Source organism: Scytonema sp. UIC 10036 (genome assembly GCF_009725235.1).
The window spans coordinates 37,937-50,265 of sequence record NZ_WJFC01000049.1; the positions used below are offsets into that span (position 1 = coordinate 37,937).

Genomic DNA, 12,329 nt, shown 5'->3' on the forward strand with positions numbered 1-12,329 from the left:
GATTAGGGCTTACACAGTTGTCACAATACTTAATGGATTTCTAGGTACATTGCTGCGCTGTATTCGCTCTATCTGGCAAATACAGCACAGCAATGTACCTTTTTTGATATGCCAGTTGCGGAAGATATGTAGATGTTAAAGGGTGCATTGAATTTTACTAAAAATAGCAGGTTATATATAAATTCGCTTCAATTATGTTATGCTGAAAGCACCTCTCAAAATCTTCTATTTTCTAAATTTAATTCCTCTCATTTCAATTAGTGATTCTTTCTTTAAGTCTAGTTTAACTTTAGCAGAAATAGCACCATCTTCACAACTCATAAACACTATTTTAACTCAAGAAAATACTCAAGCAGAAAAAAAACAAACAACACAAAAGCCAGCCATTTCACCTCCGAAAAATACTCAACTAGAGCCAGTCTTAACCCCGTCACATGAAACAAAGCTTGACCCAAACAATTTAACAGATTCTACAACTTTTATTATCGGGTTAAATGTCGGAGAGCGCAATCTCAATCCGGGGGTTTTAGTGCGAGGGAAAGTCACGGATACGGAAGCAGTTGATTTTGAAAATTGGCTCATTCCTTATGAAGCTGTCCTGGGAACCTTAAAATTTACATCTAAAGTTATATCAGATCGCGAAGTCGAGTTGCGATCGCCATTTAAAATTGTTCGGTTCAACCTCAACCAGATTCGCAACGATCCAGAATTGGGGTTAGTGCTTTCCATTAAAGAGATTAAAGCTCTTTTCGGAATCCAAGCCAAATTTGACAGCCGTGAGTATGCAATTGTTTTTGATGTTCCTGAAGTGCAAAATTCAGCGAGCAACGAAAGGGAACGACAACCTGTAATATTAAAAGGTCTGCCTAAAATATCTGCTCCAAATCTAACCTTGAGTCAGGTAGAAGAGCACATCAATCTCAGTGGAACAGAAGGTTCTGATTTGACGAATCAGGGAACTTTATCGGCTGTTGGTACAATATTGGGTAGTAGCTGGTTTGTGCAGGTCGATCAAGCCGACTTAAAAGAGCGGCAAACTTGGCAATTATCAGAACTACAAGTCCTGAGACAAACAGATAAGAGTGATTATTATTTAGGTTCTCAACCGACTTTTTGGCGCAGTCAAAGTGGGAATGACTTTTGGGGATTTACCACCATTCAACGTCAGGGGTTTTCTCCTTTTCCTAACTATGGGATTGGGGGTGCAAATCCGACCCAGCGCCTACAACCAGAGCGTATTACAGCAACAGTGACAGGTCGTGCTGAACCAGGCACTTTAGTGCGTCTGGTGCCAAATATCTATAGCAAAAAAGTGATTGCCGAGCAGTTAGTGAATGCTTCGGGAATTTACCGCTTTGATAATGTTCCTGTTGGCAGACAAATTGGAACGAACTACCAAGTATTACTGTATCCTCGTGGACTCTTGACTGCCCAACCGCTAGTTGAAAACGCTCGCTTTAAGATATTACCGGAACAATTGCCAGTGGGAACATCAGCACTGGTTATTTCTGGCGGATGGCAACGTCGATTAAAGAAGAATGATTTTCTAGGAAAGTTTACGCAATTTAACGCAGGAGTTGTGCAAAGGTGGGGACTGGCACAAGATTTAACCGTTGGTGTAGGTGGTGTTTATAACTCATCATTTAATGCTTTGGGAGAGATTTTTTATCAGCCTAGCGGTTCTCCTTTCAGAGCCGTTGTTTCTGGCTTAGTTGGAAATGATATGGATGTTAATATCGATTTAATATGGAATGATTATCCTAATTTTTATGCCGGAGTGAGTAGCAATTTGAATTCGATTCACTATAACCTTGATTGGGGAATCTCACCTCAATTTAGATTTGTCAGTAATGGTAGTTTTGACCAAGGTGCAAATTTTAATATTCAATATTCTGCCAGTGGGAGTAAGTCGTCAACCCTTGCCACACTAGGTGTTAATACAGATGGTCGGTTCAGTTGGAGTCTGAATCAAAGTTTAGGAAAGTTCTACTTTAGCCACCAAGGAAATCATACCAGCACATCTTCCCAGTTATCATACCTACTTAATCCTTCCCAGTCTTTATTTTTAAATTACCAAACTCTTAATTCGTCACAAAATGCTAATTTGCTAACTGCTTACTGGAGTTATAGATCTCCAACTCGCAACAGGTACGGCGAGAATCTTTGGCAAACGGAATTAGGGTATAGAATTGGTTCTGAAGGCTCAGGAATTTATGCGACGGCGGGAACAACTATTGTACCAGGTATTCTATTACAGGCACGTTATGAGGGAGTTTCCCTGACTTCGGAGCGAAGCAGTTTCAGTCTTCAATTGGTTCCGAGTCTCAATTTTCAACAGGGAATTAGCCCAGGCGATCGCCAATTGGAACGACTACATACGGAAGGGGGTTTGTTAGTTCGACCTTTTTACGATCGCAACAGCAATGGAAAGCGGGATAGAAATGAAGAAATATATACAGATAACCCTGAATTTCTCATTATCAACAACCAGGTCGTGAAACCAGGGGAACTCGATATTAAGAAGGATAGATTTCTCCTGCGTCTTCCGCCAGGAACTTATCGTGTAGAGTTAGAACCCGCCGGGTTTCCTCCTGACTTTCAACCTTCGGTTAATGCCTTTGCTGTTGAAGTTGTTGCAGGAAGTTACACACCCATTATCATCCCGCTTCAACCCTCTTATACCGTTGGTGGAGTTGTTACTGATGCCGAAGGAAAACCGCTTGCAGGAGCACGGGTGGAAGCCATTTCTACCAAATCTAAGTCATCCGTTATATCTATTACTAATAGTGCTGGTGTTTACTATCTAGAACAGCTGCGACAAGGAACTTATGAGTTAAAAGTAAACGGTAAATCTGTGGATTTTAATACAATTACAATTAACGCCCAGTCTGAGACTTTACAAGAATTAAATTTAAAGTTGCCTTAAATATACATGATTCTTCAGTATATATTATGCTCAGCCTAAACGCAGCATATTCCCGCCCAAGGCATACCGTAATGCCTCTGAAGAAGAGCAGGAACAACTACAACTCAAGATTGCGGTAATTATGCAGTCTCAATTGACAGCGAAAAGACAAGAAGCGATCGCCCGCCTGAGAAACACGATGGATAAAGCTAGCCAAGAAGCACAAGAGCGAGGATTAACGTCTGAAATCTTAGAATCAATTTTCAATGATGACGAATAATCGAAGATTTAACAGAAACCACTCAGTTTATTGAGGTGACTGCACAGATTGAAGAATGGCGAGATCCAAAAGATAATAAGTATCTGGAATTAGCAGTGAGTGGTCAAGCAGAGTGTATTGTGACTGGAGATGATGATTTGCTGGTGTTAAATCCATTTCGGGGCATTGAGATTCTCACGGTTTAAGAATTTTTGGCAAAGAAATAGCAAGCACTACCCCTACATCCATCCGGGAGCGGTTAAGAAAACTGGGCGTTTGTCCAGAGCAGGGTGGTTTTTCATCAAGACTACTTTGAGTACAGGAGGCGGAGCCTTGTCTAAAGGCATTCCCAGGCGGAGCCTGGGAACGAGGGGGGCTGGTCACTGGTTACTGATTACTGTTAAGTTCGCAAACGATAACCAATTCCCCTGACGGTCTCAATACGATCGCTTCCCAATTTCTTCCGCAAGTGACCCACATAAACGTCAACAATATTCGAACCCGGATCGTAGTCATAACCCCAAATGCGGTTCAGTAATTGTTCTCGACTCATAACCTGCATCGGGTGACGTAAAAACACTTCTGCTAATATAAATTCACGAGTGGAAAGTTCTACCAACTTATCTCCCACCCAAACTTCTCGTGAGAGCAAATCTAAAGCAATATTACCAACTCTTAGAATAGTTTCTTCCTTCGTTCTGGGTACATAACGGTTGCGTAATTGAACTCGGATACGTGCTAGCAGTTCTTCAAACCGAAATGGTTTGGTAATGTAATCATCAGCACCTCCCTCCAATCCTGCGACCGTATCATCCACACCATCACGGGCAGTGAGGACGATAATGGGGAAGGTTTCTCCTCTTCCCCTTAACTCTTGCAGTACATCCAAACCATCTTTATCTGGCAAACCCAGATCGAGAATCAATAAGTCAAAATTGTGACTATCCGCCATATCCAATGCATCTTTAGCCTTGGTGGCTACTGTGGTTGTGAACCCGTGTGCTTGTAACCCGGTTTCCAGGAAGGCTGTGATGCGAAGATTGTCTTCGGCGATCAGAATCCGATTCATGTATTCGGTGCTCTTCGTCAGACGCAAGGGGAATCACAATAGTGAAGGTAGACCCATGACCCAGACGACTGACAAGTTCGACCCATCCACCATGAGCTTGAGCGATCGCTTGCACAATCGCCAATCCCAACCCATGCCCTTCATACTGGTCTTCTTTCGTCGCCCGTACAAAACGCTCAAAAATGCGTTTTTGGTCTTCTGGGGCAATTCCAACTCCTGTATCGCTTACCCAAATATAAATATAATCCCCTTTTACAGAGGAACCAAGTGTAATGGTATCATCATTACTCGTATGGCGAACTGCATTCTGAATTAAATTCATCACTGCTTGAGTTAACCTCTGACGGTCAACCATAATTGGACTTAACCCTTTAGATTCCAACCGCCAATCTCGATTGGCAAGAGATCGCGCTTTGAGATACATTTCCTCTGTAAGCCAATCTAGTTCTTCTGGCTTGATCCTCAGAAAATCCGGGCGTTCTGTTTTTGCTAGCAGTAGCAAGTCATTCACCAGGCGACTCATGCGATCTAACTCATCCATTACCAAGGCAACAGTCACCTCCTGTTTTTCTGGGAAAAACTGTAACATTTCCAGATGACCCTGAATCACCGTAATCGGAGTCCGCAGTTCATGACTGACATCGTTGAGAAACTTTTGCTGGCTATCAAAGGCAAACTGCAACCGATCCAGCATTTCATTAAAAGTTTTCGTCAACTCCGCTATTTCATCCGCTCCCTTTACTGGAATACGTTGTGTCATATCTGACTCAGTAATAGATTGAGCAGTTTTTGTCAGCAAACGTAGGGGATACAAGACCCTACCTGCCGTAATCCATGCCAGTAAGAAAAAGATAAGCAGGACAATCAGCGTGACTTGCATCACTAGGAAAATGGCATTTGTGCCCGCTTGAAAAGCCGCTGAAGCATCATGAATTGCAACAAGCATTGCTCTTTCCCCACCTATACTGACTGGGTGCGCCACATAGAGAATCCTTTGTGTAGAAGTTTGTATGTAACCTTTTTTTGGTTCCGTAAGGTAAGTCCATTGCCGCATCAAGGCTGGATATTGCTCGAAAAGCTCAGAAGGTAAAATCGGGCTGTATTTGTAAATTTCGTCGTTAATAAGAGTAATAATATACTCATTCCGTGTAGGAGCATAAGTAGCCAAAAATTTATCAAACAATGCAGCCGTCTCTACTGCTTTTCCCGCTCGCTTTGCAATATACTGCTTTTCCAGTAACTGAAATCTTGCTACTTCTTTAACCAAAGAAGCGTCAGCCCTTGCTTTTAAGTCTTCACAATATATCTGGCGAGTTGTTTGGATGGAAAATAGTGCCGTACAAGCTGTTAGCAGAAAGTACCAAACTAACAGACGAGCGCGGACACTATGGAAAGCTCTACGCCATCCTTGTGGAGGTGGATATTTTGCGACCATTTCTGTGGACTTGCTATTTGCTTGATATTTATTTGCCATTTATTTTTCTACAAGTTTGCCAACACCATTTCCAGTTTCTGCAAGCAGGGTAAATTAGCAGTGAAGCTTAGATGAAAATATTTTAATAAAAGGGAGTAGGGGTAGGAGTAGGGATTCAGAGACTACCCCCTAACCCTACCCCTAACCCCTACCCCTAACCCCTACCCCCTAACCCCTACCCCCTAACCCCTAATCCCTAATTGACATCTATCCCGATCTGAGATAAAATCGTAGGCTACGACCCGTAATAACAATTTCCTCATCTTAACTTTCAGAGGAAACAGAGGTCTCCATTCCCCATTCCCCATTCCCCATTCCCCATTCCCTTTTTTGTAATTAAACGTGGCTCATAACTACCAGCGTGCCAAACTCAGAGGTAAATCCTTTAAAGGGCAAGACTTAACAGGCGCAGATTTCTCCTACTCAGATATCCGAGGCGCTGACTTTACGGGTGCCTTCCTTAAAGGAGCAAACTTCAGCCATGCCAAAGCAGGACTGCAACGCCGTTGGGTAATTGCCACAGTCATTATTGCATTTCTCCTATCAGCTATATCGGGTTTGCTATCAGCCACGGGTGGTTCTCTCATAGGATGTATTCTAGCTAATGGCAACCGCGAAAACACTTATGTTGCTGCAGTTACTTTAACAGTATTGTTTGTGTTTTTTCTCATCACTATGCGCCAAGGAGTCTCAGCAGCCTTTGGTTTTTTGGCAGTAGCGGTGATATGGACTGCGGTAGCAGGAGTTACATGGGCTGGGATAGTAGCAGTGGCATGGGCAAAGGCTGGAACTCAGGCAGGAATTATGGAATTGGCAACTGTTGTGGCAGTCGTCGTTACAGGAGCCATAGCAGCGATCGCAGCAGCGACGGGTGTCGTCCTTATAGCAGGGGCTGCAGCTATAGCAGGGGCTGTTGCTGGATTATTAGCAGTGGCAGTTACGGTGTCTGTAGCAGGGGCTGTCGCTGGGATAGGAGTGGTTGCAGCAGTTAAAATAGGGGGTTCCATTGTAGGATCGCTAGCAGGAGCGATCGCAGTCTTGACAATATTCCTGGCTGCTGATGTTGGTTGTCGCGCACTGTTTGAAGATGAAAGACAAATTTGGGTTCGCAATGTTGCTCTAGATTTTGTCAGCGCGCGTGGAACGAATTTTCAAGGTAGCCATTTGACAGATGCGAACTTTACACAGGCAAGACTGAAAAACGCCAATTTCAATAAATCTATCCTTACACGTACTTGCTGGTTTCGGGCAAAAATGATGAATTGGGCTGATGTCAGGACAACTTATCTTGAGGATAAAAATCTACGTCAACTGCTAGTTACAAAAGATTTACAAGGCAAAACTTTTGATGGCTGGGATTTGCAAGGTATAAATTTGCAGGGCGCTAATTTGAAAGATGCCAGCTTCATTACAGCCAAGCTAAATGAATCAAACCTGCAAGGTGCCGATCTTTCCAGAGCCAATCTTACAGGAGCGCAACTAGACAAAACAGATTTGAGAGGTGCAACTCTGACAGGTACATACATTGGAAACTGGTGTATTACTCCAGATACAAAGTTAGATGGCGTACACTGTGATTATATTTTTTTGTATGTGCCGACAAAAGACAATCCCAATCCCCACCGTCTACCTGCTAACTGGGATGCAATGTTTAAAGATGGCGAATTTACTCAGTTAATGACCCCATTACGTAACTTATCAAAGATTTAGCTCGTTCCAAACGAGTCTCCCACAGGGTAAATGCTAACTTAGGCTCGGAAATACTGAACGTTCGTTGATATAAATTAGATGGAAGCTTGAGATAATATGCTGAAGGAACAACATCAATTATCCACCAATTGAATAAATCTCTCTTGGCTGCTGCAAAAGGGGAAATTGCATCGCCTGTAATCGCATCATACAAAATACCGATAATTTCTTCATCTGCGGCTTGATACACTCCTCCTTCATTTATATTTGGGAATAAAGTATCTGCAAAATCGTCAGGTACTTTAACACCGTTTTCTATCCAATTATTTACTTTTGCTACAACTATATCTTGTCTAGTCTATATAAGCAGGGTAGTAAGTGGTGTTTGCTGTCACTGGATAACGTTATGAAATTCAGGAAAATTTTTATAAATCTTATTATTTTTGCAACTCGCTCGTCAGTAAAAAGACTCTATCATATATGTAGTGTAAAATACACTGAATTAAAATTTCAAGCAAAACCCAGTAAACTTCTGTATTCATTAGGATTTTAGTTGATAAGGAGTGAGTGCCTGGTGGAATATCTTGTTTATTCTCTGATGGATAGTGCTTACGCAGAAGCAACTGTAGAAGACGAATATAGTTTGCCAGAGTTTAAATTAACACTAGATTGGAAAAAACTTTTTAAATCGACGTGGCTAACTTATGCTACTGCTACAGCTTTGTTTGCAATTTTAGCCCAAGCTCAAGTCGTCTATGCTGCTTACTCCGGTCCTGGCAGATACTATGTAAGAACAAATGGTAGCTGTCTCAATATTCGTACAGGTCCATCAACTTATTACTCTAGAGTAGCTTGCTACCGCAATGGCTCGCGACTTCCAAATGTTAGAGGATACACAAGAGGATTTGCTAGCCTGTCTACGGGCTATTATGCTTCTGCACAATGGATTAGTCGCAGACGTGGTGGTGGAGGATACACTCCCGGTCTTGGTGTTGGTGGTCGCGTCTTGAGTTTGGGTTCTCAAGGACCAGCTGTGAGCAGAGTTCAAAGAATTTTGGGAGTCACACCTACTGGATACTACGGTACCGCAACTGCAAGAGCAGTCCGAAATTTCCAGCAAAATAACGGCTTATACCCAGTGGATGGAAGAGTGGGACCGCAAACCAGAAGAGCATTAGATCGATATGCAAGCACGGGTTACAGTCCTAACTACAATGATGACTACCTGTACCGTAACCCCGATCGCTACTACAATGATGACTACCTCATTCGCAACCGCGATCGCTACTACGAGGGTGACTCCCTCAATCGAAACCGCGATCGCTACTACGAGGGTGACTCCCTCAATCGGAACCGCGATCGCTACTACGAAGATGACTACCTCTACTCTGACCTCAATCGCTACTACGATGATAACTACCTCAATCGGAACCGCGATCGCTATAACGACTATTACAGTTACAATAGCAATTACGACATTGGAGGTCGTCGAGATGTCCTTGCACGAGGTTCTAGAGGTAACACTGTTAGAGAACTTCAGAGATCTCTGGGTGTAAGGGTTACAGGGAACTACAATCGTGAAACAGAAAGAGCAGTTAGAAACTTTCAAGCCAGAAATGGTTTACGTGTAACTGGAGTGGTGGATTCAAATACCCGATTGTTTTTAGGCTTGAGTGGGTAAATCCATCAACTGCTTACAGAATTAGGTGTTTTGGAAAAACAATGTAAAGACTAGCCATGCTAGTCTCTACAAGAATTGTACACAATGCATAATTAATTGTTGGAAATACCCAATAGCTAGTCAAAAATCCCCATTCCACCAACCACTAACCACTAACCACTAACCACTAACCACTAAGTATTTTCTAAATGATGAATAGGTATCTCAATCACAAATTCAGTACCTTGACCTAACTTGCTACGACAGTAAAGTTTCCCTCCATGTTTTTCAACAATCTGATAGCTAATTGACAGCCCCAAACCCGTACCAACACCAACGGGTTTAGTCGTAAAAAATGGATCGAACAGGCGTTTTTGAACTTCCGGAGTCATACCAGAACCATTGTCAGCAATGCAAATAGCAATACAATCCCTCTCAATCATCTTGGTAGCTATGCGGATTTTAGGATGGAAAATTTGAGATTCTTGCAGTACAGAACTCTTGCTGCATCCGGAAGCTCTCAATGCAAGCTGTGAATTACAAATCGCGTAATTGCCTTGAATCCATTGCTCTTCTAAAGCATCAATAGCATTTGCTAGCAAATTCATAAACACTTGATTTAACTGTCCGGCGTAGCATGCTATTAGTGGAAGAGGTTCATAATCTTTAATCACTTTAATTTCGGGACGAGTTGTTGTTGCCTTCAGGCGATGTTGCAAAATCATGAGTGTGCTGTCAATTCCCTCACGAATATCCACTGCTTTCATTTGGGCTTCGTCATGACGGGAAAAGTTTCGTAACGAACGGACAATTTCACGAATGCGATCGGCTCCTATCTTCATAGAATTGAGCAACTTTGGCAAGTCCATCATGAGAAAATCCAAATCAATAGCGTCGATTTCCTCAAGAATTTCTAGTGTGGGCTGGGGATACGTTTGCTGGTACAGTTTGAGCAAGTTTAACAAATCCTCTACGTAACCATTGGCGTGAACTATATTGCCAAAAATAAAATTGACGGGATTGTTGATTTCATGGGCGACGCCAGCAACGAGTTGTCCCAGACTGGACATTTTTTCACTTTGTACCAGTTGAGTTTGCGTTTTTTTCAGTTCTTCTATAGTTCTTTCAAGTTGATGTGCCTGTTTTTGAGCGTTGAGTGCAGCTTGACGAGTATGTCGGTAGAGTTCTCGGAACTGTGCTTCTGAATGGTTAACATCCGTTTCAGCGCAATTGGGTTGTGAAATGTCTTTGATAGTTGTGGCTAATGCTGTTTGTTTCTCAATCTCTGCCTCTTGAGTGTACTTGCTTTCAATAATGATTTCCGAAGAGAAAATTGTACCTCCTATTTCACCATTGCAGTCATACCAAGGGCAACCCTTCCATTTCACCCACTCTACAGAGCCATCTTCTCGGACAAAACTGTCAGTTGACGAATTTTCAGTACAACCAGTCAAACACAGTTGATGCGCTGTTTTCCACTTGTCGGGAGTTTGAGGAAAAATCTCATAGTGCTCGCGACCAATATAGCTTTCTTGTTGGAAACCATAGTCTGTTAACCACCTGCGGGTGGCTGCCATATAACGCATATGGCGGTCAAACATGGCAACGGCTGTGGGTGTGTACTCCAAAAACAGTTGGAATTCTGGACAGGTGTGCAAGTACATAAATTGGCTAGGGGATGCTTGATGTGCTGCCAAGGTATGAAATCATTTGGATGAAGACATTGTTAGTAATGTAACTATTTAGTAGTTACTTTCGCTTCCGAGTTTTCTCTTAAATTATACTACTAAATGTCAATAGGAATTATTAATCAGTATGGCATTTGCCAGCATAGGATTTTAGTGTTTTTAAAGTATACAAAAGCAACATTTCAGTTATCATTTTAGCGCTCGGAAATATTTTGAGAAGGATTGAAATTCAGACAAAAACTGGATTTGTGTAATTTGTGATGTATGAAATCAATGTCCGTTTTTTGTTAGAAATTAAACATTAGGTTTATTTATCACGTAGAAAAATCGGGCATGATTTTGGCAAATAAGTATATTAACTGGAGTAGAGCAAATACGGAAAAACCCAGCTTTTTTAAACTGGGTTTTTGCATTGATGTCATTTTACTTTATTATTTGGCACAATTGCTTAACTAAAATTTTACGAACTAATACCAAAATAATCTTGTACAATTTGTAAAATGCGCTTTGCAGCTTGCCCATCCCCAAAAGGATTAATCGCATTTGCCATTGTTTCATAAGCAGTTGGATTGGTTAGTAATTCAACTGCGTTAGCACAAATATTCTCACTTGCAGTTCCTACCAGTTTCGCTGTACCCGCAGTCACCGCCTCTGGTCTTTCTGTGGTTTCTCTCAGCACCAGTACAGGTTTTCCCAAACTAGGTGCTTCTTCCTGCAAACCACCAGAATCAGTCAGTACAAGATGCGATCGCATAATTGCTCCGACCAATTCAGCATAATCTAAAGGTTCTGTCAGAAAAATTCGGGGATGATTACCCAGCCATGCTTGTAATGGTTCTCGCACGGTAGGATTGCGATGTAACGGTAATAGTAAAGCTGTATCGGGAATTTTATCCAGTATTTGCAAAAATCCTCGAGCAATATCTTGCAATGGTTCGCCCCAATTCTCACGACGATGAACTGTTGCCAACAAAACGCGGTATTGAGACCATTCCAATCCCGGTACAAAACAAGCAGGTTCCCGTGCAGCAACACTCAACAACGCATCAATCACCGTGTTACCAGTCAAATGCACTTTACCCAAAACACCAGAACGTTCCAAATTTTCCACAGCTAAAGGAGTTGGAGCAAAATGCAGTTGAGTCAGTTGTGAAATCAACCTGCGATTCGCTTCTTCTGGATATGGATTGAGCAAATCATCCGTTCGTAACCCAGCTTCCACATGACCCACGGGAATTTTTTGGTAAAACGCCGCCAAAGTTGCTGCAAAAGCAGTTGTTGTATCGCCCTGCACGATCGCCAAATCTGGTTTATTCTGTTGGAATAATTCTTCCAAACCCCTCAAACTGCGACAAGTTATGTCACTGAGAGTCTGCTTTGGCTGCATAATCTCCAGATCGTAATTTGCTTCGAGATCGAACAGTTGCATAACTTGTGCCACCATCTCGCGATGCTGTCCGGTGAGAATGACTTTAGTCTCAACAGTGGAAGAGCTTTGAAAAACCTGAATAACTGGAGCAAGCTTAATTGCTTCCGGACGAGTACCTAATATAATGTGAATTTGTTTTTTAGTCATTTGTCATTT

At 42.2% G+C, this 12,329-nt stretch carries 10 protein-coding genes; 5 read left to right on the plus strand and 5 right to left on the minus strand.

Going from position 1 to position 12,329, the window contains the following annotated elements; genetic code table 11:
- The first annotated feature begins 199 nt into the window (after positions 1–199).
- From F7734_RS23005 to F7734_RS23015, 3 genes are read left to right on the plus strand one after another with little or no spacing between them, the layout of a single operon-like run.
- Positions 200–2,926: a carboxypeptidase-like regulatory domain-containing protein gene (locus tag F7734_RS23005; RefSeq protein WP_155746832.1), complete on the plus strand. Its 2,727-nt coding sequence runs from the start codon at positions 200–202 to the stop codon at positions 2,924–2,926.
- A 19-nt stretch (positions 2,927–2,945) separates the two neighbouring features.
- Positions 2,946–3,185, plus strand: coding sequence for a hypothetical protein (locus tag F7734_RS23010; RefSeq protein WP_166482090.1), 240 nt, complete (start codon positions 2,946–2,948; stop codon positions 3,183–3,185).
- Complete coding sequence (locus F7734_RS23015) at positions 3,185–3,370, plus strand: putative toxin-antitoxin system toxin component, PIN family (RefSeq protein WP_347566266.1); 186 nt, start codon at positions 3,185–3,187, stop codon at positions 3,368–3,370. Before F7734_RS23010 ends, F7734_RS23015 begins: the two co-directional genes overlap by 1 nt.
- 194 nt (positions 3,371–3,564) lie before the next feature.
- On the opposite strand, the gene F7734_RS23020 is transcribed toward F7734_RS23015, so the two are convergent.
- Both F7734_RS23020 and F7734_RS23025 read right to left on the minus strand, forming a co-directional pair.
- Positions 3,565–4,233 carry a response regulator transcription factor gene (locus tag F7734_RS23020; RefSeq protein ID WP_155746833.1) on the minus strand — a complete coding sequence of 223 codons (669 nt, stop codon included), beginning with the start codon at positions 4,231–4,233 and terminating at the stop codon, positions 3,565–3,567.
- Positions 4,130–5,707 carry a HAMP domain-containing sensor histidine kinase gene (locus tag F7734_RS23025; RefSeq protein WP_155746834.1) on the minus strand — a complete coding sequence of 526 codons (1,578 nt, stop codon included), beginning with the start codon at positions 5,705–5,707 and terminating at the stop codon, positions 4,130–4,132. Before F7734_RS23025 ends, F7734_RS23020 begins: the two co-directional genes overlap by 104 nt.
- 342 nt (positions 5,708–6,049) lie before the next feature.
- Between F7734_RS23025 and F7734_RS66220 the strand changes: the two genes are divergently transcribed.
- Entirely contained in the window at positions 6,050–7,417 is a 1,368-nt protein-coding gene (locus F7734_RS66220) for a pentapeptide repeat-containing protein (RefSeq protein WP_166482083.1), read from the plus strand.
- Here the strand turns inward: F7734_RS66220 and F7734_RS23035 are convergent.
- Complete coding sequence (locus F7734_RS23035; protein WP_155746835.1) at positions 7,374–7,646, minus strand: hypothetical protein; 273 nt, start codon at positions 7,644–7,646, stop codon at positions 7,374–7,376. The genes F7734_RS66220 and F7734_RS23035 overlap by 44 nt on opposite strands.
- A 324-nt stretch (positions 7,647–7,970) precedes the next feature.
- On the opposite strand from F7734_RS23035, the gene F7734_RS63755 reads away from it, so the two are divergent.
- A complete protein-coding gene (locus F7734_RS63755) occupies positions 7,971–9,077 on the plus strand; it encodes a peptidoglycan-binding protein (protein WP_347566265.1) in 1,107 nt (368 codons plus the stop codon).
- Positions 9,078–9,250: 173 nt separating this feature from the next.
- Here F7734_RS63755 and F7734_RS23050 read toward each other — a convergent pair whose 3' ends face one another.
- Both F7734_RS23050 and wecB read right to left on the minus strand, forming a co-directional pair.
- Positions 9,251–10,753, minus strand: a complete 1,503-nt coding sequence (locus F7734_RS23050; RefSeq protein WP_155746836.1) for an ATP-binding protein — start codon at positions 10,751–10,753, stop codon at positions 9,251–9,253.
- A 451-nt stretch (positions 10,754–11,204) separates the two neighbouring features.
- The gene (gene wecB, locus F7734_RS23055) at positions 11,205–12,320 is read right to left on the minus strand and encodes a UDP-N-acetylglucosamine 2-epimerase (non-hydrolyzing) (RefSeq protein WP_155746837.1); all 1,116 of its coding nucleotides are present in this window, start codon (positions 12,318–12,320) and stop codon (positions 11,205–11,207) included.
- Positions 12,321–12,329: the final 9 nt, after the last annotated feature.

Coding starts and splice junctions, on each gene's coding strand:
- F7734_RS23025 (WP_155746834.1), bottom strand. CDS start 5,707: ATGGCAAATAAATATCAAGCAAATAGCAAGTCCACAGAAATGGTCGCA.
- wecB (WP_155746837.1), bottom strand. CDS start 12,320: ATGACTAAAAAACAAATTCACATTATATTAGGTACTCGTCCGGAAGCA.
- F7734_RS23020 (WP_155746833.1), bottom strand. CDS start 4,233: ATGAATCGGATTCTGATCGCCGAAGACAATCTTCGCATCACAGCCTTC.
- F7734_RS23005 (WP_155746832.1), top strand. CDS start 200: ATGCTGAAAGCACCTCTCAAAATCTTCTATTTTCTAAATTTAATTCCT.